16 protein-coding genes are annotated in these 19,661 nt (G+C 69.2%); 9 read left to right on the top strand and 7 right to left on the bottom strand.

The window, feature by feature from the left end:
• Positions 1 to 4: 4 nt before the first annotated feature.
• The 3 genes from JOF29_RS39660 to JOF29_RS45045 all read left to right on the top strand — a co-directional run bounded on the left by JOF29_RS39660 (position 5) and on the right by JOF29_RS45045 (position 5,456).
• Complete coding sequence (locus JOF29_RS39660; protein ID WP_307863925.1) at positions 5 to 1,252, top strand: sensor histidine kinase; 1,248 nt, start codon at positions 5 to 7, stop codon at positions 1,250 to 1,252.
• Positions 1,245 to 1,904 carry a response regulator gene (locus JOF29_RS39655; protein WP_209699440.1) on the top strand — a complete coding sequence of 220 codons (660 nt, stop codon included), beginning with the start codon at positions 1,245 to 1,247 and terminating at the stop codon, positions 1,902 to 1,904. The genes JOF29_RS39660 and JOF29_RS39655 overlap by 8 nt, the downstream gene beginning before the upstream one ends.
• A gap of 201 nt (positions 1,905 to 2,105) precedes the next feature.
• On the top strand, positions 2,106 to 5,456 hold the full coding sequence (locus JOF29_RS45045; RefSeq protein WP_281067472.1) for a S8 family serine peptidase: 3,351 nt from the start codon (positions 2,106 to 2,108) through the stop codon (positions 5,454 to 5,456).
• 42 nt (positions 5,457 to 5,498) lie between these two features.
• Here JOF29_RS45045 and JOF29_RS39645 read toward each other — a convergent pair whose 3' ends face one another.
• From JOF29_RS39645 to JOF29_RS39630, 4 genes are read right to left on the bottom strand one after another with little or no spacing between them, the layout of a single operon-like run.
• Positions 5,499 to 6,371 carry a carbohydrate ABC transporter permease gene (locus tag JOF29_RS39645; protein ID WP_209699439.1) on the bottom strand — a complete coding sequence of 291 codons (873 nt, stop codon included), beginning with the start codon at positions 6,369 to 6,371 and terminating at the stop codon, positions 5,499 to 5,501.
• On the bottom strand, positions 6,368 to 7,408 hold the full coding sequence (locus JOF29_RS39640; protein WP_209699438.1) for a carbohydrate ABC transporter permease: 1,041 nt from the start codon (positions 7,406 to 7,408) through the stop codon (positions 6,368 to 6,370). Before JOF29_RS39640 ends, JOF29_RS39645 begins: the two co-directional genes overlap by 4 nt.
• Complete coding sequence (locus JOF29_RS39635; RefSeq protein WP_209699437.1) at positions 7,405 to 8,643, bottom strand: extracellular solute-binding protein; 1,239 nt, start codon at positions 8,641 to 8,643, stop codon at positions 7,405 to 7,407. The genes JOF29_RS39640 and JOF29_RS39635 overlap by 4 nt, the downstream gene beginning before the upstream one ends.
• The gene (locus JOF29_RS39630; RefSeq protein ID WP_209699436.1) at positions 8,640 to 9,863 is read right to left on the bottom strand and encodes a hypothetical protein; all 1,224 of its coding nucleotides are present in this window, start codon (positions 9,861 to 9,863) and stop codon (positions 8,640 to 8,642) included. Before JOF29_RS39630 ends, JOF29_RS39635 begins: the two co-directional genes overlap by 4 nt.
• 109 nt (positions 9,864 to 9,972) lie before the next feature.
• On the opposite strand from JOF29_RS39630, the gene JOF29_RS39625 reads away from it, so the two are divergent.
• On the top strand, positions 9,973 to 11,688 hold the full coding sequence (locus tag JOF29_RS39625) for a glycoside hydrolase family 36 protein (protein WP_209699435.1): 1,716 nt from the start codon (positions 9,973 to 9,975) through the stop codon (positions 11,686 to 11,688).
• 13 nt (positions 11,689 to 11,701) lie between these two features.
• Positions 11,702 to 12,700 carry a LacI family DNA-binding transcriptional regulator gene (locus JOF29_RS39620; RefSeq protein ID WP_209699434.1) on the top strand — a complete coding sequence of 333 codons (999 nt, stop codon included), beginning with the start codon at positions 11,702 to 11,704 and terminating at the stop codon, positions 12,698 to 12,700.
• A gap of 11 nt (positions 12,701 to 12,711) precedes the next feature.
• Here the strand turns inward: JOF29_RS39620 and JOF29_RS39615 are convergent, their stop codons facing one another.
• Complete coding sequence (locus JOF29_RS39615; protein ID WP_209699433.1) at positions 12,712 to 13,596, bottom strand: LysR family transcriptional regulator; 885 nt, start codon at positions 13,594 to 13,596, stop codon at positions 12,712 to 12,714.
• A 70-nt stretch (positions 13,597 to 13,666) separates the two neighbouring features.
• Here JOF29_RS39615 and JOF29_RS39610 point away from each other — a divergent pair, with 70 nt between their 5' ends.
• Entirely contained in the window at positions 13,667 to 14,407 is a 741-nt protein-coding gene (locus tag JOF29_RS39610) for an SDR family NAD(P)-dependent oxidoreductase (RefSeq protein ID WP_209699432.1), read from the top strand.
• Here JOF29_RS39610 and JOF29_RS39605 read toward each other — a convergent pair.
• Positions 14,367 to 15,533 carry an MFS transporter gene (locus JOF29_RS39605; protein ID WP_209699431.1) on the bottom strand — a complete coding sequence of 389 codons (1,167 nt, stop codon included), beginning with the start codon at positions 15,531 to 15,533 and terminating at the stop codon, positions 14,367 to 14,369. The genes JOF29_RS39610 and JOF29_RS39605 overlap by 41 nt on opposite strands.
• A gap of 103 nt (positions 15,534 to 15,636) precedes the next feature.
• Between JOF29_RS39605 and JOF29_RS39600 the strand changes: the two genes are divergently transcribed.
• The 3 genes from JOF29_RS39600 to JOF29_RS39590 are packed head-to-tail and all read left to right on the top strand — an operon-like array spanning position 15,637 to position 18,323.
• Positions 15,637 to 16,644 (top strand): ArsR/SmtB family transcription factor, encoded by a 1,008-nt coding sequence (locus JOF29_RS39600; protein WP_209699430.1) that lies wholly within the window; start codon positions 15,637 to 15,639, stop codon positions 16,642 to 16,644.
• Entirely contained in the window at positions 16,641 to 17,312 is a 672-nt protein-coding gene (locus JOF29_RS39595) for a hypothetical protein (protein WP_209699429.1), read from the top strand. The genes JOF29_RS39600 and JOF29_RS39595 overlap by 4 nt, the downstream gene beginning before the upstream one ends.
• A gap of 45 nt (positions 17,313 to 17,357) precedes the next feature.
• The gene (locus tag JOF29_RS39590; RefSeq protein WP_307863923.1) at positions 17,358 to 18,323 is read left to right on the top strand and encodes an EamA family transporter; all 966 of its coding nucleotides are present in this window, start codon (positions 17,358 to 17,360) and stop codon (positions 18,321 to 18,323) included.
• On the opposite strand, the gene JOF29_RS39585 is transcribed toward JOF29_RS39590, so the two are convergent.
• Entirely contained in the window at positions 18,316 to 19,482 is a 1,167-nt protein-coding gene (locus tag JOF29_RS39585; protein WP_209699427.1) for an alanine--tRNA ligase-related protein, read from the bottom strand. The two genes, JOF29_RS39590 and JOF29_RS39585, sit on opposite strands and share 8 nt — an antisense overlap.
• Positions 19,483 to 19,661 lie beyond the last annotated feature (179 nt).

The raw sequence follows: 19,661 nt of genomic DNA, 5'->3' as shown, positions 1-19,661 counted from the left end.
GTTCGTGCAGACTGGGCTGGTGACGATGGCCGAGAGCGAGCTCGATCGGCGCCAGGCGGCCTTCCAGCGCTGGGCGCCGTACTTCCTGCTCGGCCTCGGCACCCTGCTGGCGCTCGCCGCCTCGGGCTGGCTGATGCCGTTCGACGACCGGCGGCAAGCGGCAATGGCACTGGTCGGGACCGCGCTGGTGATGCAGCTCTGGTGGAGCTGGAGCGGCCGGCTGCACCGCGGTCCGAACGCGATCTCGGTGACGTACTACATACTGCGCTGGGCGATCGGGTTCGCGCTGACGATCCTGAACGGGTTCTTCGCGTTCTACGTGGTGGCGGGGTACTACGACGCCGACGAGCTGATCCCGGGGCGGAAGCGGCGCCGGCTGGCGTTGTTCGCGTGCACGATCCCGGTGGCCGGCGCGCAGACCGGCGGGTTCCCGTTGCACGGCGCCGGCTGGCTGGTGTTCGCCGGCCTCGTGGTCGCGAACAACGTGCTGCTGACGGTCGTCAAGCACATCGCCGACCAGCAGGAGGCCCGGTCGCGGGCCCGGGCCGACACCATCACCGAGCTCCAGCAGGCCCACGAGGAGAACGCCGCGCTGCAGGCCCAGCTCCTCGTGCAGGCCCGCGAGGCGGGTATCGCGGACGAACGCCGCCGGCTGGCCGCGGAGATCCACGACACGATCGCGCAGGGCCTGACCGGCATCATCGCCCAGCTCCAGGCGGTCGCGAACACCTCCGACCCGGACGTGGTCCAGGACCGCGTCGGCCGCGCGAGCGAGCTGGCCCGGCACAGCCTCGGCGAAGCCCGCCGCTCGGTGCAGAACCTGGCCCCGGCCGGCCTGTCGTACGACGGTCTGCCCGAAGCCATGCGCAAGACCGTCGACCAGTGGTCGGAGCGGACCGGCGTACCCTCCGAGTTCACCCTGACCGGTACGGCGCAGCACCTGCACGGCGAGTTCTCCGCGACCCTGCTGCGGATCACGCAGGAGGCGCTCGCGAACGTCTCGAAACACGCCGCCGCGACCCGCGTCGGCGTGACCCTCAGCTTCATGGACGACGAGGTGACGGTGGACATCCGCGACGACGGCAAGGGCTTCGACCCGCTGGCACTGCCGGCCCGGTCGGGCACCGGCGGGTTCGGGCTGGAGGGCATGCGGGCCCGGGCCGAACGGATCGCCGGCTCGCTCACCGTCGAGGCCGAGCCGGGCTTCGGTACGGCGATCTCGGCTCACGTACCGTTGGTGCTCCATGCCTAACACGCCTGACACGCCTGACACGCCTGACATCACCTTGCTGCTCGTCGACGACCACCCCGTCGTCCGGAACGGCCTGCGCGGAATGTTCGAGGCCGCTCCCGGTTTCACCGTGCTCGCCGAAGCGCCGGACGGCGTACGAGCGGTTGAACTCGCCGCCGAGCTCGACCCCGACGTGGTCCTGATGGACCTGCGGATGCCGGGCGGCGGTGGACTGGACGCGATCACCGAGCTGACCCGCCGCGGTATCCGCTCGAAGGTGCTGGTCCTCACGACCTGGGACACCGACACCGACACGCTGCCCGCGATCGAGGCCGGCGCCACCGGGTACCTGCTGAAGGACGCCCCGCAGGACGAGCTGTTCAACGCGGTCCGCCAGGCAGCCGCGGGCCGTACCGTCCTCTCCCCCGCGGTCGCGTCCCGGCTCGTCTCGGCTGTCCGCTCCCCCGCGCCGGCCCCACTGGCCGCCCGCGAACGCCAGGTCCTCGAGCTGGTGGCGAAAGGTACGTCGAACCGCGACATCGCCCGCGAGCTGTTCATCAGCGAGGCCACGGTGAAGACCCACCTCAGCCACGTCTTCACCAAGCTCGGCGTCACCGATCGCGCCGCGGCTGTTGCCAAGGGCTACGACCAGGGGATCCTCGGGCGCACCTGACAATTCGCTGAGGTCTGGTCGTGCCCGGGTTCTGGGCATAGCCTCGGCTCAGGCAGGTGCCGAGGGGGCGCCCGCCGTACGCCGGTCCGGGGGGTTCGGTCAGAAGGACTGAGGGGTCTGTTGCGTTTGTCCTGGGAGGTCACCTGACGTCCCGTGCTGCCCCCTGCCGTGACGGCGTTCCGTCTCATGGGAGGCCCGTGCATGAGGTCACCGATCCACCGACGAAGTTCTCGCCGTACCGCCATGGCCGGGGTGTCCGCCGGTCTGCTGGTCGCCGCCTTACTGCCCGCTGGAACCGCGGCAGCCGGCGACCCGTCCCCCACCGCGCCGAACGGCCGGCCCTGGACCGCGAAACCGTTGACACTCACCAGTACGGTGAACGGCGCCAAGTCGCCGAGCGGCCAACTCGCGAAGAGCGACCCGGCGATCGTGAACAGTACGTCCGGCAAACAGGTCCGCGTCGTCGTGAAACTCGACTACGACTCGCTGGCGGCGTACCGCGGCGGACTCAAGGGCCTGCCCGGTACCAGCCCGGCGGTCACCGGCAAGCGTCTCGACCTGAAGAGTGCGAACGCGACGAAGTACCTGAAGCACGTCGGCTCGCTCGAGAACGACTTCCTGGCCGCGCTGCGGTCGAAGGTGCCGAGTGCGACGGCCGGCCAGCGGCTGCGGACCGTGTACGGCGGTATCGCGGTCAGCCTGCCCGCGAACAAGGCACGTGACCTGCTGAAGCTTCCCGGTGTGGCCGCCGTACAGCAGGACGGCCTGGAGAAGCTGCTGACCGACTCCAGCGGATCCTTCATCGGCGCACCGACGATCTACAGCCAGCTCGGCGGCTCGGCCGGCTCGGGCAAGGGCGTCGTCGTCGGCATGCTGGACAGCGGAGTCTGGCCGGAGCATCCGTCGTTCCGGGATCCGGGCACGCTGCCGGCACCGGCCGCGAAGGCCGACGGTACGCCGCGCACCTGCAACTTCGGCGACAACCCGCTGACACCGGCGACCGACGTGTTCGTCTGCAACCACAAGCTGATCGGCGGGCAGCCGTTCCTGGCCACCTACAACGCGGTGGTCGGTGGCGAGGTCTACCCCGACTCGGCGCGCGACTCCGACGGCCACGGTACGCACACCGCGTCGACGTCGGCCGGCGGCCCGGTCGCGAACGCCAACCCGCTGGGCATCGACCGCGGCCCGATCCTCGGCATCGCCCCATCGGCCGAGGTCTCGGTGTACAAGGTCTGCGGCGCCACCGGGTGCTTCCAGAGCGACTCCGTGCAGGCCGTCGCGCAGGCGATCCTCGACGGCGTACGGGTGATCAACTACTCGATCTCCGGCGGCAGCAACCCGTACAGCGACCCGGTCGAACTCGCGTTCCTGGACGCGTACGCGGCCGGAGTGTTCGTCGCCGCCTCGGCCGGGAACTCCGGTCCGACCGCCGCGACCACAGACCACCGCAGCCCGTGGGTCACCACGGTCGCTGCGTCCACACAGAGCCGTACGTTCCGTTCGACCGTGACGCTGTCCGGTGGCGGCGCGACCGCCACGGTGTCGGGCGCCTCGATCACCAGCGGCACCGGGGCACACCAGATGGTGCTCGCGTCGGCTCCGCCGTACAGCAACGCGCAGTGCACGGCCCCTGCACCGCCTGGGATCTTCGTCAACAAGATCGTGCTCTGCCAGTTCAGCTCCGGCCGGATCATGAAGGGCTTCAACGTCCTGCAGGGTGGCGCGGCCGGCATGCTGATGTACAACTCGGCACCGTTCGACGTGTTCACGGACAACCACTGGCTGCCCGCGGTACAGCTGGAGAAGCCGGACTCCGACACGCTGCTGGCGTTCGTCGCGGCGCACCCGGGTGCGACCGCAGCGTTCACGCAAGGCGCGAAGACCACCTGGCAGGGCGACGTGATGACGTACTTCTCGTCGCGCGGCCCCGGTGGCGACTTCCTCAAGCCCGACGTCACCGCGCCCGGCCTGCAGATCATGGCCGGCCAGACGCCGACGCCCGACTCCCCGGCCGCCGGCCCGCCCGGGAACCTCTACCAGGTGATCGCCGGTACGTCGATGTCGTCGCCACACGTCGCCGGATCGGCCGCGCTGATCTTCGCCCTGCACCCGTCGTGGACGCCGGGCCAGGTCAAGTCCGCGCTCGAGACGACCGCGAAGACGACCGTCACGAAGCCGGACCGGGTCACACCGGCCGACCCGTTCGACGACGGCGGCGGGCGGATCGACCTCACCAAGGCCGGCGACCCGGGTCTGACGATGGACGAGACGGCGGCGAACTACGCGGCCTCGGCCGCCGACGCGCTCGACCGGATCGATCTCAACCTGCCGTCGGTGAACGCACCGACGATGCCGGGGCTGATCACCGCCACGCGGACAGTCAAGAACGTCACCAACCAGACGCTGACCTTCAAGGCCGGTGGTACGACGGTGAACGGCGCGAGCATCACTGTGCTGCCGCCGGCGTTCCAGGTGAAGCCCGGCAAGACGCAGAAGCTGACGATCGCGATCACCGCCCCCGATCTGCCCGACGGCCAGTACTTCGGCCAGGTCAACCTCACGCAGGTCGGCGGCAGCCGGGCCTTGCACCTGCCGGTCGCGTTCTTCCGCCAGCAGGGCATCGTGCCGGTCGACCAGGCCTGTACGCCGTCCACGATCGCGCGGAACACCGGCCAGTCGACGTGCACCGTGACGGTGCAGAACAACAGCCTGCAGACCACGAGTGTGACGGCAGCCAGCGCGCTCAGCTCGCAACTGCGGCTGAACAGCGTGACCGGTGCGACCAGGATCGGCAGCCAGATCGCCACGAAGACAGCAACCTTGGCCGGGCGCCAGCCCGACCGGCCGGTCGTCGGACCGGGTACGACGCCGGCGGGTTACCTACCGCTCGACGCGTTCGGGATCACGCCGACACCCATCGGTGACGAGCAGGCGCTGAACTTCAACGTCCCGCCGTACATCTATGCCGGCCAGACGTACAGCTCGATCGGGGTGGTCTCCGACGGCTACACGGTCGCCGGCGGTACGACGTCCGCGGCCGACGTGCAGCCGGTACCGCAGAACCTGCCGGACCCGGCGCGGCCGAACAACGTGCTCGCGCCGTTCTGGACCGACCTCGACGGCACCGGTGCACCGGGTATCCAGATCGCGACGCTGACCGACGGCGTGAACTCCTGGATCGTCATCGAGTGGAAGGTCAACGTGTTCGGCACGACCAGCGGGCGGGTGTTCCAGCAGTGGATCGGCGTCAACGGCGCCGAGGACATCAGCTTCACCTACGACCCGAGCAACCTCCCGGCCGCCCCACCCGCGGGCTACGGCCTGACGGTAGGCGCCGAGAACCTCGACGGTACGGCGGGCAGCCAGCTCACCGGACCGCCGACCACGGACCTCGTCGTGCAGTCGACCCCGGGCACACCGGGCGGCACGCTGACGTACTCGATGAACGTCAAGGGCGTCCAGAAGGGCACCGGCTCGGTAACCACCGGCACCTCCACGCCGCTCGTCAAAGGCATAACCATCAAGGTCAGCAAGATTCTCGTCAACTGATGTGGACCCGGACGGGGACCACGGCATGGTCCCCGTCCGCGGCTATTTGCCGCCGGTGAAGGTGATGCCGTTGGTGATCTGCTTCTGGGCGGCGAAGAAGATCAGCAGGCACGGGACGGTGATCAGTACGGAGGTTGCCATCAGCAACGGGGTGTCGGTGCCGTTGACGGACTGGAAGCCGGCCAGCGCGAGCGGAAGCGTCTTCCACTGGTCGGAGTTGATGTAGATCGCCGGGCCGAGGAAGTTGTTCCAGTAGCCCATGAACAGCAGGATCGACACCGCGACCACGGCCGGGCGTGCCAGCGGCAGGTAGACGAGCAGGAACATCTTGAACCAGCCGCAGCCGTCGACCACCGCGGCGTCGGCCAGCTCGTCGGGCATCCGGGCGAAGAACTGGCGGAAGAGGAAGATGTAGAACGGCGACCCGAAGAACGCCGGCAGGATCAGCGGGTACAGCGTGTCGACCATGCCGAAGTTGTTGAACAGCATGAACTGCGGCACCATCGTCACCTCCCCCGGCAGCAGCATCGTCGCCAGTACGACGGCGAACAGCACGCCGGAGAACCGCACCCGCAGCCGCGCGAACGCGAACCCGGCCAGCGAGCAGGAGAACACCGTGCCGACGATCGGGATCAGCGTGGTCAGCACCGAGTTCAGCGCGTACCGCCAGAACGGGAACGACGTCACCGCCCGCACATAGTTGTTCCACAGGAACTCGTGCGGTACGACGCTCGCCCCCGAGCTGCCGACGCCCGCGAGCGAGCGCAACGACGTCGCGATCATCCACAGGAACGGGTACACGAAGACCAGCGAGCCCAGGGCGAGGACGACGTACAGGACGATCGTCGTCGCGAGGTTGCGGCGCCAGAACGGCCGGTCGGCCCGCAGTACCAAGGGTTCTGCCACGGCAGTCATCGGCGTCTCCGCTTCCTGGACAGCTCGGTCTCGTAGTACACGGCGAACGCGCTCCCGCGCAGGGTGACCGCGGTCAGCGCCAGGATCACCACGAACAGGATCCAGGCGAGCGCCGACGCGTAGCCCATCCGGAAGTTCTGGAACGCGTTGTCGTACAGGTAGTAGACGAAGAACAGCAGCGAGTCCTTCGGGCCGCCCTTCGCGATGAAGCCCTGGGTGAAGATCTGCAGCGAGCCGATGATGCCGGTCAGCGCGTTGAACAGGATGATCGGCGACATCTGCGGCAGCGTCACGTGCCAGAACTGCCGGACCGCCCCGGCGCCGTCGAGCGCGGCCGCCTCGTACAGGTTGGACGGCACGTCCTTCAGCCCGGCGAGGTAGATCACCATCGCACCGCCGACCGTCCACAGGCTCATCAGGATCACCGTCGGCAGCGCCCACGCCGCGTCGTCGAACCAGCCCGGCCCGTCGATCCCGAAGCGGCCGAGTACGTCGTTCATGAGGCCGTACTGCGGGTTGAACACCCACAGGAACAGCACCATCTGCGCGACCCCGGACACGAGCGACGGCAGGTACCAGATCGTCCGGAAGAGCCGCATTCCCGGGAGGTCCGTGTTCAGCAGCAGTGCGACGAGGAACGCCAGTACGGTCTGCAGCGGGACGCTGATCACGGCGTACAGCAGCGTCACCTTCAGCGCCTGCACGACCTTCGGGTCCTGGAACGCCTCCGTGTAGTTGGCGAGGCCAACAAATCGAGGGGGCGTGATCAGGTCCCACGACGTGAGGCTGACGTAGACCGAGGACGCCATCGGGCCGACCGTGAACAGGCCGAACCCGATCAGCCACGGCGAGACGAACAGCCAGAACGCGATCGTCCTGTCGGCCCGCGGCCACTTCCGCCGCGCCCCGTACGCCGCCAGTCCGATGACGGCGTACAGGACGATCAGCAGGAGCAGGAACGGGACCAGCGGGACCAGGGCGCTCGGGACACCCCAGGACGACGCCAGGTTCCGGATCCAGCCGATGGTCGGATTCATTTCTTCAAGGCCTGCGTGCACTTCTCCGCGAGCTGCGGCAGGACCTTCGCGACGTCGTCCTTGCCGGTGCCGAGCGCGGTGTAGCTGGTCATGCCCTTCTCGGCGTCACCGGAGATCTGCGCCTCCTTCGGCACCGACGCGCCCACCACGCCGGACTTCAGCGCGGTCGTGAACGCGGCCAGGTTCCGGCCGGCCGGCAGCACCTTCTCCAGGGTCGGCGAGGACGCCTCGATGATCGGCACACCGAGCGCCGTGTTCCCCTGGATCAGCAGGTCCTGAGCAACCTGCTGCGTGCTGGCGAACTCGACGAACTTCTTCGCGGTCTCGAGCTGCTTGCCGCTCGCGTTCTTCGCGATGCCGAGCCCGTCGACCTCCATCGGGAACCCCTTGCCGGGAACCGGCACCAGCGTCCAGCCCGGCTTGCTGATCTTGGCGAAGTCGGCCACCGTCCACGGGCCGAAGTCGCTGTACGTCGCCAGCCGGCCGGCCGCGAACCACTGTGCCTGGTCCTGCCCCTGGATGTCGATCGACGTCGGCGAGTACCGGTTCTTCTGCATGTCGACGACGTACTGCGCGGTCTTCACGCCGGTCGCGTCGCCGAAGGTACATGCGGTCGCGTCCGTGGTGTAGTAGCTGCCGCCGGCCGCGGTCAGCCAGCCGCGGAACCACAGGTTGCTGGACCCGTAGACGCGGGCCTTCCCGTCGCCGTGCGACAGCTTGGCCGTGATCGCCTCGAACTCGTCGAGGCTCAGCGGTGTCGTTGCGCTCGGCAACGGGACGCCGGCGGCCTTGAACGCGTCGGTGTTGACCGCCATCACCTTCGGCTTGGCGGCGAACGGCATCGCGTAGTACTTGCCCTGGTACTGCATCGCGGCCGAGATGTTCGGCTGCACGTACTTGCCCGGGTCGACGGTCTGCTCGGCGAAGCTCGGCGCGAACCCGGCCAGGCTGGTGTTGCTGATCTCCATCACGGTCGACTGCGTGCCGGCCGCGATCGACGTCTGCAGCTTCTGCTCGTAGTCGGACTGGATCCAGTTGGTGGTCACCTTCGTACCGGGGTCGGCCTTCTCGAAGGCGGCGGCGATCGCCTTCAGCGAGGCGGCCTCGGAGTTCGTACCCCAGAACGAGAAGGTGATCTCGGCCTTGTCGCCGGCCTGGTTCGACGCGGGGGCGTTGCCGGTCGCGCATCCGGCCGCCAGGAGTACGGCGAACGCGGCGGGGAGGAGTTTCTTCATGACAGGTCCTTGGGGTGGACGACCCGGACGGTCCGGCCGGGTGCGAGGGAATGGGTCTCGGAACCGACGATCACGGTGAGCAGGCCTGGTCCGCTGTGCACGGTGACTTCGGTGCTGCGCCTGCCTTCTTGCTGGATCCGGAGAGTCCAGCCACCAATCGGCAGATTGTCGACAATCAGATTGCCGATCTCGGCAGGCAGGTGGGGCGTGACGGTCAGGGTGGCGTTCGGCGCGTCCGGGCGGAGCCCGAGCAGGCCGGCGACGAGGTGCTCGACGACCGTGAACGAGATCTCCGGGTAGTCGTCGCGGCTGTCGATCAGGTGCTTCGTCCAGCGCCACGCCGACTCGACCCGGCCGTGGTCGAAGAGGAACTCCGGCCAGTAGCTGAACGACTCGATGTTCAGCGGCGGGTGCGCCTCCATCTGCTCCTCGAGGTAGTCGAGGAACCGCTCGTTGCGCTCCCCCGACCCGCTCAGCCCGAACAGCGGAACGAGCGTGTGCGACTCCAGTCCCCAGTCGAAGTCGAGCCCGTCCTTGGTGATACCGCGAGCGAAGTGATCGCCGTTCCACCACCCGTCGTAGGTGGCCTGGATCTTGCCGGCCTCGGCGTGCCGGCCGAGCTTGCGGAGGACGGCGTACTGCGTCGCGAGGCCGTCGCCCGCGACGAGCAGGGGGGCCTCACGTTCGTTGTAGGTCGCCGTACCGAGGAAGATGTCGGCGGTGCCGCCGGCTTCGGGGATGCCGTCGCCGTCGCCGTCATGGGCCGCGACGAACTCGCCGGCGCTGTGCCGGTAGTACGCCGCCAGGTCGGGGTCGTCGATCCAGCGCCGGTCGCCGGTCCAGTCGTACTGCTCCAGCGCCCGGTAGGTCAGGTCGAACACCGCGGGGATCTCCCGGACGAAGTGCTCGTCGGAGTGGTAGTCGAGGGCGGCGATCCGGCCGTCGAAGTGGAACGCCCAGATCGGGAACCACTTCCGGGCCGGGGTCGCCGAGCGGGCGAAGTGCCGGAACATCGCGAAGTTCTCCGCGTCCAGGCCGAGCAGGTGGGCGCCGGCCGCCTGGTGACAGACGTCCCGGGAGTAGAACATCGGCCGGGACGGGTAGCCGGCCCAGTACGACGGCAGGTTGCCGTCGCCCGTCTGCACCCAGGCGAGGGCCCGGTCCCGGGCCCAGGTGAAGGCGTCCTCGACGTAGGCCAGGTCGGAGCTGACAGCCAGCACGGCATCTCCTCGCAAGATGCAAAATTTGATATTAGCGGTAAAACTAGAGACCTGATCCGGTCTCGTCAATACCTTCTTGGGGATGCGTTTTACCGCTATAGTCCAGCCTGTGACGACATTCGAGATCCGCTCTCCCGACGGACGCACCGTTCGGACGGGGAGCCTGGGCGGACCCGGTGCGCTGACCGCGCGGCCGGCCGCCGAGACCGGCGTGCAGCGGTACGACGTGGTGGCCGACGGCCCGGTGACGCTGCGCTGGACCTGGCCGGCCGGGGATGCGGTGACCCTTTGGCGGGCGACCCAGGGCTCGCATCGGGAGCTCCCGACGGACTGGGGCTCGCACCGCGAGATCCGCTCCGTCCGCTCGGCTCCGGTGGCGTCGCTCGTCGATGCGCGGAGCAGTAGTTTGTTGACAATCTCCTTGTCGGCAAGCGTCCGGACCTGCGACTTCGCGGTCGGCGTCAACGAGGAGACCGCCGAGCAGCTGATCGAGCTGACCGTGACGGATGTCGAGGGCGAAGGCTTCACCCTGCGGATCGACCTTCGCGCCCAGCACTTCGCCGACGCCTTGCGTGCGGTGACCGCCGAGTGGACTGCCGAGCTGGGTGACCGGATCGCGGCGGTGCCGGAGGTTGCGCGGGAGGCGATGTACTCGACCTGGTACAGCGACCACCAGCACGTGTCGGCCGCGTCGGTGGAGCGGCACGCCCGGGCGGGTACGGCGTACGGGACCAAGGCGGTGATTGTCGACGACGGCTGGCAGACCGACGACACGCGGCGCGGGTACGCGTACTGCGGCGACTGGGAGCCGACCGGCGCGACGTTCCCGGACATGCTCGAGCACGTACGGCGGGTGCACGAGTTCGGGCAGCGGTACGTGCTGTGGCTCGCGCCGCCGTTGATCGGCGTCTACTCGAAGGCCTGGGATCGGTTCAAGGACCGTACTCTCGGCTTCGCCGACGGTGAGGTGACCGCGGTGCTGGACCCGCGCTACCCGGAGGTCCGCGAGCATCTGCTGGAGTGCTGCATCCGTCCCGTGCGGGACTGGGGTGTCGACGGGCTGAAGATCGACTTCATCGACTCCTGGGCGCGGGACCCCGTTCCCGCGGGACCGGGTGCCGACTGTTCTTCGGTCGACGAAGGTGTCGAGCGTTTCCTGCAAGCGGTCACCGACGAGCTGCGCAGCCTGCGGTCCGACGTGCTGATCGAGTTCCGGCAGGACTACGTGCACCCGCGGCTGTGGCAGTTCGGCACGTTCCTGCGGGCCGGCGACTGCGCGCTCGACCCGGTCGAGAACCGCGTGCGGATTGTCGATTGTCGACTGTTGGCGGGGGACCGCGCGGTGCACTCGGACATGCTGATGTGGCACCCGTCCGCGTCGGCGGAGAACGTCGCGCAGCAGTTCATCGGATCGCTGTTCAGTACGGCGCAGGTGTCGATGGAGCTGGACGACCTGTCCGCGGAGCACGAACAGGTCGTCCGGTACTGGCTCGGATTCATGCACGACCACGCCGATGCGTTGCTGCACGGCGTACTGCTGCCGTCCCGGCCGGACGCTCGCTACACGCAGGTGCGCGCGGTCGGCGCCGACGAAACTGTCGTTGCCGTGTTCACCGACCCGGTCGTACGGGTAGAGGACCCCTGCACGGTTGTGGTCAACGGGAGCCCCGGGCGCCGGCTGTATGTCGAAGGTGCGGCCGGATCGGTCGGCCTCGTAGTGTCGGACTGCTCCGGCCACGAGGTGCACCGGGAGACCACGACCGCGCCCGATGTCTGGGTGATCGACGTACCGGTCGGCGGCTTGGCCCGGATCGTACGGACTTAAGGGGGATCTCGACTTGGTTGCACAGAAGCCGCGGCGGACGACGGTCGCGGACGTCGCCCGGCTGGCCGGGGTGTCGGCGATGACGGTGTCGAACGTGCTGAACGCGCCGCACCGGGTCGCGGCGCCGACGGTGGAGACCGTGCGCGCCGCGATCGAGGAGCTCGGGTACATCCCGAACCACGCGGCCCGCGCGCTGTCGTCCGGGCGTAGCCAGGTGATCGGGCTGCCGCTGTACTTCGACGACGAGGACGACGCTGACGACACAGGGCTCGGCGGATTCCTGCACGGGCTGCTCGGCGGGCTGGTGAAGGCGGCCGCCGTGTCCGGGTACGGCGTACACGTGACGACGCCGACCGACGGTGCGACCGAGATCGCGTTGTACGAGAAGTTGATCGCGGCGCGGCAGGTGGACGCGATCGTCGTGCTGGAGACGATGCCGCACGATCCGCGGATCGAGTTCCTCAGCCGGCGGCGGTTCCCGTTCGTCGCGTTCGGGCAGACGGCGGCCGACCAGCGGCAGTGCTGGGTCGACGTCGACAACGCGACGTCGATGGCGGGGATTGCAGACTATCTACAATCGACAGGGCGGGAGCGGGCCGTGTACCTGGCGACCGACAGCGCTTTGCCGTGGGTGCATCAGCGGCGGGACGGGTTCGTGCGCGGGTTCCCGGCGACCGAGGTGCGTTCGTTCGGTTCGCTGGAGGCGGTGGCGGCGTACCTCGGGGACGCGGAGGTTCCGGACGCGATCGTCGCCGACAACGACGCGTACGCGGTGGTCGCGATGCGGACGTTGCAGCGGCGCGGGATCGCGGTCGGCGAGGAGGTCGCGGTCACCGGGTTCAACGACTTCCCGTTCGCGAGCATGCTCGACACCCCGCTGACCACGGCCCGGATACCACTCCAGGACATCGCCCGCTGCCTGTTCACCCGGGCCCTCCACGAGATCGCCGGCGAACCCGACGAGCCCGGCCGCCTGGTCCCCGCACCACTCGTAGTCCGCTCGAGCGCCTGACCGCCGACCCGTCACCGCGCGGGCGGCGGTTCGCTGGAGTGCCGGATTGCGGCCTCGACGAACGCGGCCAGGTCGGTGGAGCGGCTGCCGGCCGGCCAGACCACCAGCATCCGGTACGGCTCCACGTCGAGCACCGGGCGGTACACGACGTCGGGCCGGACGTTGCGCTCGGCCATCGACCGCGGCACCAGCGCGACCGCCTGCCCGAACGCGACCACCTCCAGCAGTTGCGAGGAGTCCTGCACCACCGGCCCGTCCACCGGATCGTCCGGCCGCGCCGACCAGTAGTTGCGCTCAGCAACGTTCGCCCGATTCCACCGCGGCGCCGGGATCCCGGCCAGATCCTCGGCCCGCAGCACCTCCCGCCCGGCCAACGCATGCCCGGCAGGCAACGCCGCCACCCGCGGCTCCTCGTACAGCTCCTCCATCTCCAGCCCAGGGTCGTCGAACGGCCGGCTCACCAGCGCGACGTCCGCCCGCCCGTCCCGCACCATGTCCGCCTGCTCGCCGAACCCGCTCACCACCACCCGCACCCCCGGCAGCTCATCCCGGAGCTCACTCACGATCCGGTGCAGCAGCTCGGTCGCAACCCCAGGCTTGGCCGTCACCACCAGCCCCTGAGCGGACTGCGCCGCCCGCTGCGTCCGCCGCACCGCCGAGTCCAGCGCGTCGAGCACCGGCCCGGACTCCTTGAACAGCGTCTCCCCCGCCGTCGTCAGCCCGAGCCGCGTCCCCGACCGGTCGAACAGCTCGACCCCGAGGCGGTGCTCGAGCCGCCGCATCGCCCGCGACAACGGCGGTTGCGCGATCCCCAACCGCTCGGCGGCGCGGGTGATGTTCAGCTCTTCGGCGACGGCACGGAAATAGCGCAGTTCGCGGATCTCGGGCTCCGGCATACCTCCAGGGTATGGCGGGCCACCCGATCGGTGTTGGTGTACGCCGGTCCCGGCGCGCTGGACTGGTGTCATGAATCAGAACGAAGTCGCCCTCGTCACGGGCGGGAACAAGGGCATCGGCCACGAGATCGTCCGGCAACTCGCGAGCCGCGGGTTCACGGTCTACCTCGGAGCGCGGAACGCCGCGCGAGGTACGGCGGCCGCGGCCGGGCTGAGCGGGGACGTACGGTTCGTCCAGCTCGACGTGACCGACGTGGAGTCGGTCGCGGCCGCCGCGAAGCAGGTCGACGCGGACTCCGGCCGACTGGACGTGCTGGTGAACAATGCCGGCGTCGTCGCCGAATGGGGCACCTCAGTCGCGGACATCACCGCCGAGCAGGTACGGACGGCGTACGACGTGAACGTGTTCGGCGTGGTGTCCGCGATCAACGCGTTCGTGCCGCTGCTCCGGCGCTCTCCGAACGCGCGGATCGTCAACATGTCGAGCGGTCTCGGCTCGATGAACCTGCTGTCGGAGCTCGACGGGCGCCTCACGACACAAGGCCTGCTCGCGTACAGCTCCTCGAAGGCCGCCCTCAACGCGCTCACGCTCGTGTACGCGAGCGCACTGCGCGCCGACGGCATCAAGGTGAACGCCGCGACGCCAGGTCTCGTCCCCACGGACCTGAACACCCAAGCCGCGGTACCGCGCGGAACCCGCACCGTCGCCGACGGCGCCGCCGTACCGGTCGCGCTGGCAACTCTCCCGGCCGACGGGCCGACCGGTGTCTTCAGAGGACCTGGGTCGCTGGACGACGTGGCGCCGTGGTGAGGGCCTGACGCGCGACCAGCAGCGTGGTCGTCGTACCGAGTACGCCGGCCAGCGCGATCGTCAGGTTCGGGGCGAGGAAGGAGCCGATCACGCCGCCGAGGGCGATGCTGACGCCCTGGATCGCCATCAGGCCGCTCGTTTGGATTGTGAACAATCGACCGCGGCGCGCCGGGTCGACGGCGTTCAGGATCAGCGGGTCGACGCCCTGATTGAACGCGTACCCGGCGCCGGAGATCGCCAGCAGTACAGCCGCGACCGGGATCGGCGGCACGGTCAGGAACGCGACCGCCGGCAGCTGGCTGGTGAGCAGCAACGGAACGACGAGCCGTCGCCGCACGGAAGGGGTGAACCGTGCGACGACGAGCTCGCCGAACACGCCGCCGACCGCATATCCGGTGAACAACGCACCGGCGGCCGCGGCTGCGGTGCCGACCTGGGCGGTGTACGCGACGGCGAGTCCGTCCGGCAGCGACGAGAACGCCGGCGCCACCCAGGTCAGCAGGATCAGGTTCCGGAGTTTCACGTTCCCGAACACCAGCTGCAGGCCGGTCCACGAGTCCCGGACCGCGCTCCGGGCGCGCTCCCCCGGCGGCGTGCTCGGCGTTCCGGTGCCGATCAGGATTGCCGACAATCCGAATGTCACCACTTCGACGATCAGCAACGACCGCGCGCCGATCGCCGCCACCGCGATCCCGCCGAGCGCGAACCCGGTCAGTACCGCCGTCTGACCGATTGCCCGCAGCAACGACCTCCCGACCGGGAACAGGTCCTGCGGCAACAGGTACGCCAGACTCGCCGCGCGGGCACCGGCGAAGATCGGCGCGATCATCCCGAGCCCGACCAGCAGACCGAGCAGCCCCGCGATGGGCATCCCCGGCAGCAGCATGGCAAGCACACAAGTCGCACTGAGCAGGTCGCACGTCACGAGTACACGCCGCGCCGGGAAGCGGTCCGTCATCGACGAGAACAGCACCCCGCCTATGGCGTACGGCAGGAACGAGCACACCAGGACGAGCGCCGACAGCAACGGCGAACCGGTCCGCTCGAAGATCAGGATCGACAGGGCCACCTGTGCGCCGACCGTCCCGAGCATGGAGACGGTGTGCGCGGCGTACACGGCACGCATGCCGGGAACCTGGAGTACAGCTCGGTAGGACCTCACGCTGCGAGAGTGCGGCATCGGGCACCCGCGGGCGTAGAGTTTTGGTTGTGGCCGAAAGTTCTGTCCGATGACGGTACTGCGTTTCACGCAGGCCGACGCGCTCCGCTGCCGCTTCGGCGCCTCGCCGTTGTGGGAGACGATGTCGGCCGTCCGGGTCCTGCACCAGTCCCGGCGCCGTTCCCTGTACGACGACTGGCTGGATACGAAACGTGACGCAGCAGCCGGCCTCGACCTGCGCGGACTCAAGGCCGTCCAGCCGCGCGCCGGGTTCACGCCGGACTTCCTGACCCCGCCGCCGAAAGCCTCCCGCGCGAAGTTCGCGACCGAGATCGCGCGCGTCCGCGGTGCCTCGCTGGAGAAGGTCCGCGCGGAGCTCGTCCAGTCCCGCGACGAGCTGCAGAACCCGGCCGCACCCGAGATCGACAAGATGCTCGCCGACCTGCCCGGCACCCGGGAGCGGCTCGCGGACGAGATCGAGAGCGCGTGGGAGGCGCTGGTCAGACCGGACTGGCCAATGATCAGCCGCGTACTCGAGGACGACATCGCGTACCGCGGCCGGCAGCTGACCGACGGCGGGCTGGCCGGGCTGTTCGACGACCTGCACCCGACGCTCAGCTGGGAGAACGACCGGCTGATCGCCACGCGGTACCGTTCCGCCGACCGCGACCTGTCCGGGCAGGGCCTCCTGCTCGTCCCCGGTGTCTTCGCCTGGCCGCACCTCGTGATGGTCGTCGACCCGGCGTACCACCCGACGCTGGTCTACCCGGCCCGCGGCGCCGCCCGCCTCTGGTCCGACGCCCCCGCTCCCCCGGACGCGCTCGCCCGCCTGCTCGGCCGTACCCGCGCGACGCTTCTCGTGGCCCTCGACCCACCCGCCACCACGAGCGCCCTCGCCACGCAGTACGGTCTCGCCCTCGCCACCGTCGCCGAACACCTGTCCGCCTTGTCCGACGCCGGCCTCGCGACCCGACGGCGTACCGGCCATCAGGTGCACTACCGGCGCAGCGAGGTGGGACAGGCCGTTATCGACGCCTCCGTCGGACAACCGTCCTCCGGCGTCAGAATGTTGACGTGAGCAAGCCGATGAAGGTCCGAGGGCCCAGCATCCGCCACACCAGGCGATGGCCGGCATCGCTGGCGGTGATCTCGGTTCTGGTCCTCCAACTGCTGGTACCGACGCAGGTGAACGCGTTGCCGCGGTGGCTGATGCCTGCGCTGGGTGCGCTTCTGCTGTTGCCGCTGGTGTACATGAACCCGTTCCACCTGCGCCGCGACGAGCCGTGGTTGCGGTCCGTCGCGATCGTCCTGGTCGGCGTGCTGGTCGCGGTGAACGCGTACTACCTGGCCGGGATGATCTTCTACCTGGGCCACGGCGACGCCAACCAGGGCAAGGTGCTGGTGAAGAGCGCGCTGCTGATCTGGGTGACGAATGTGGTCGCGTTCGCGGTCTGGTACTGGGAGGTGGACCGCGGCGGGCCGTTCGCGCGGGCGCCGGAGCACGAGCGCGAGGCCGAGCGGGCGGACCTGCTGTTCCCGCAGATGACCGTCGACCTGGACGGCTGGAAGAGCTGGATCCCCGGGTTCACCGACTACCTGTACGTCGCGCTCACCAACGCGACCGCGTTCAGCCCGACCGACACGATGCCGCTGAGCGCCCGGACCAAGGTACTGATGGGCATCCAGTCGGCAATCTCATTGTTGACAATCGCCATCGTCGCGGCGCGCGCGGTGAACGTGCTCTGAGATCCCACTCGACAGGCGTGTAATGGGCATGAGACCGTTATGCACGTGTACAGCACGAAGTCGGTGGGGTTGGGGTTCGCGGTCTTCTCCGCGGTCACGTTCGGTGGGTCGGGGCCGTTCGCCAAGGCCTTGATCGAGGCCGGCTTCACGCCGCAGCAGGCGGCCTGGGTACGGATCCTCGGCGCCGCCGTGGTGCTCGTCCCGCTCGTGCTGGTGTTCCGCGGCCGCGCCGGGCTGCGCGCGGCGCGGGCGTCCTGGAAGGCGCTGGTGCTCTACGGCCTGACCGGGATCGCCGGCTGCCAGACGCTGTTCTTCATCGCCGCGAGCCGGCTGCCGGTGGGCGTGGCGCTGATGCTCGAGTTCTCCGGGCCGGTGCTGGTGGTCGCGTGGCTCAAGTTCGGCGCGAAGGCCGCCGTACCGCGGTCGGCCGCGATCGGGGTGAGTATCGCGGTCGTCGGCCTGGCCACGGTGGCGGAGATCTGGTCCGGGTTGCGGATCGACGCGATCGGACTGCTCGCCGGGCTCGGCGCGGCCGCCTGCCAGGCGACGTACTTCATCCTGATCGACCGGCTGACCGGCGCCGCGGACCCGCTGGTGATGACCGCGGCCGGCAGCGTGGTCGGAGCCGTCGTACTGACGTTGATCGCGGCACCCTGGGGTACGCCGTGGCACGTGCTCAGCGACACGATCGCGATCGGCCACCGGCACGCGCCCGGGTGGGTGATGGCGGCCTGGCTGATCGTGGTGAGTACGGTCGTCGCGTACCTGGCGGGTGCGGCCGCCGTGCAGCGGCTGTCGGCACCGATCGCCGGGGCGGTCGCGTACCTCGAGGTGGTCGCGGCCTGCGTCTTCGCGCTGGTGCTGCTCGGCGAGATGCTCCGGACGAACCAGATCATCGGCGGCGTGATCGTACTGGCCGGCGCGTTCGTGGCCCAGTCGTCGGTCGGGAAGGTCGCTTCCCCGGAGGTCCCCGAGCCTCCCCGCACCGACGTGCTGGACCCGGTCACCTGAGCGAGTCGACAAGCTCGCGGGGCAGGCCGTGGGTCTCGTGCAGGTACTCGTAGTCGGTGTCGTCGAGCGACTTGTGGAAGCGCTCGTGGCTGAGGACCTTCCGGCCGCGGTCGAGCAGGTCGCCGAACCGGATCTCCTCGTCGATCAGGATCCGCCGGATCAGCGTCACCGTCTCGCCCTGGTGGAAGTGGTTCTGGGTGTGCTCGAACAACTCCACCGGCACGTCGGACAACGAACGCGACTCGTCGTCCTGCCAGAGGATTGTCAACATTCTGCGGATCAGCCGGCGAAGCACGTAGCCGCGGCCGGTGTTCGACGGGTGCACGCCGTCGCCGACGATCACGATGCTGGACCGCAGGTGGTCGATCACGATCCGCTGCGAACGCTCGTCCAGCGTCCAGAGCTTCGGGATGATCCGCATCCACGGCTCGAACAGCGACGTCTCGTACACCGACGACTTGCCCTCGAGCAGCATCGTCAGCCGCTCGAGACCGAGCCCGGTGTCGATGTTCTGCTGCTTCAGTTCCTCGAGCGAGCCGTCGTCGTGCCGGCGGTACCGCATCATCACGTGGTTCCACACCTCGATCCACCGGTCGTCGGTGGTCGGCGTACCCTCCGGCTCGCCGTCGCCGGTCCAGACGAAGATCTCCGAGTCCGGGCCGCACGGACCGGTCGGGCCGTTCGACCACCAGTTGTCGTCGGTGGTCAGCTCGATCGGCAGCCCGAGCTCCTGCCAGGTACGCAGCGACTCCTGGTCGAGCGGCACCTGGTCGAGCGGCACCTGGTCGTCGCCGCCGAAGACGGTCACGTACAGGTCCTTGGGGTCCAGGCCGAAGCCCTCGGTGAGCAGCTCGTATCCCCAGCCCAGAGTCTGGCTGCTCCCGTAGTCCCCGAGCGACCAGGAGCCGAGCATCTCGAACACGGTCAGGTGGGTGGAGTCCCCGACCTCGTCGAGATCCGTGGTGCGCAGGCATCGCTGGACACCGGTGAGTCTGCGCCCCAGCGGATGTGGTTCGCCTTCCAGGTACGGCGTGAGCGGATGCATCCCCGAGGTGGTGAAGAGCACCGGATCACCGGGCCGCGGGATGAGCGTGGACCCGGTCGTCGGGACGTGGCCGCGGTCGCTGAAGAAGTCGATGAAGTTCCTGCTGATGTTCATGGTTCGTGTCCTTTGTGATGACAGGACCGGAACCAGACCACCGGCTACGGAAACAACAACACCGGCGAACCGTTTCCGGTCGCCGGTGGTGGATTCAGAGGAGTCAGGCCGCGGCAGCCGGAGAGCATGAAGCTCGTACGGCTGCGGCAAGTCGGAACATCCGGTGCATGTCGGCCAGA

This window comes from Kribbella aluminosa, assembly GCF_017876295.1.
In the GTDB taxonomy this organism is placed as follows: Bacteria; Actinomycetota; Actinomycetes; order Propionibacteriales; family Kribbellaceae; genus Kribbella; species Kribbella aluminosa.
Note: the sequence above shows the minus strand (reverse complement) of the source record. Positions and strands in the feature narration are given on the sequence as shown.

Excerpts from the sequence above, each read along its gene's own strand:
- JOF29_RS39600 (WP_209699430.1), top strand. The coding sequence starts at position 15,637 with ATGACGGTACTGCGTTTCACGCAGGCCGACGCGCTCCGCTGCCGCTTC.
- JOF29_RS39655 (WP_209699440.1), top strand. The coding sequence starts at position 1,245 with ATGCCTAACACGCCTGACACGCCTGACACGCCTGACATCACCTTGCTG.
- JOF29_RS39645 (WP_209699439.1), bottom strand. The coding sequence starts at position 6,371 with ATGACTGCCGTGGCAGAACCCTTGGTACTGCGGGCCGACCGGCCGTTC.
- JOF29_RS39605 (WP_209699431.1), bottom strand. The coding sequence starts at position 15,533 with ATGCGTGCCGTGTACGCCGCGCACACCGTCTCCATGCTCGGGACGGTC.
- JOF29_RS39585 (WP_209699427.1), bottom strand. The coding sequence starts at position 19,482 with ATGAACATCAGCAGGAACTTCATCGACTTCTTCAGCGACCGCGGCCAC.
- JOF29_RS39635 (WP_209699437.1), bottom strand. The coding sequence starts at position 8,643 with ATGAAGAAACTCCTCCCCGCCGCGTTCGCCGTACTCCTGGCGGCCGGA.
- JOF29_RS39640 (WP_209699438.1), bottom strand. The coding sequence starts at position 7,408 with ATGAATCCGACCATCGGCTGGATCCGGAACCTGGCGTCGTCCTGGGGT.
- JOF29_RS39615 (WP_209699433.1), bottom strand. The coding sequence starts at position 13,596 with ATGCCGGAGCCCGAGATCCGCGAACTGCGCTATTTCCGTGCCGTCGCC.
- JOF29_RS45045 (WP_281067472.1), top strand. The coding sequence starts at position 2,106 with ATGAGGTCACCGATCCACCGACGAAGTTCTCGCCGTACCGCCATGGCC.
- JOF29_RS39610 (WP_209699432.1), top strand. The coding sequence starts at position 13,667 with ATGAATCAGAACGAAGTCGCCCTCGTCACGGGCGGGAACAAGGGCATC.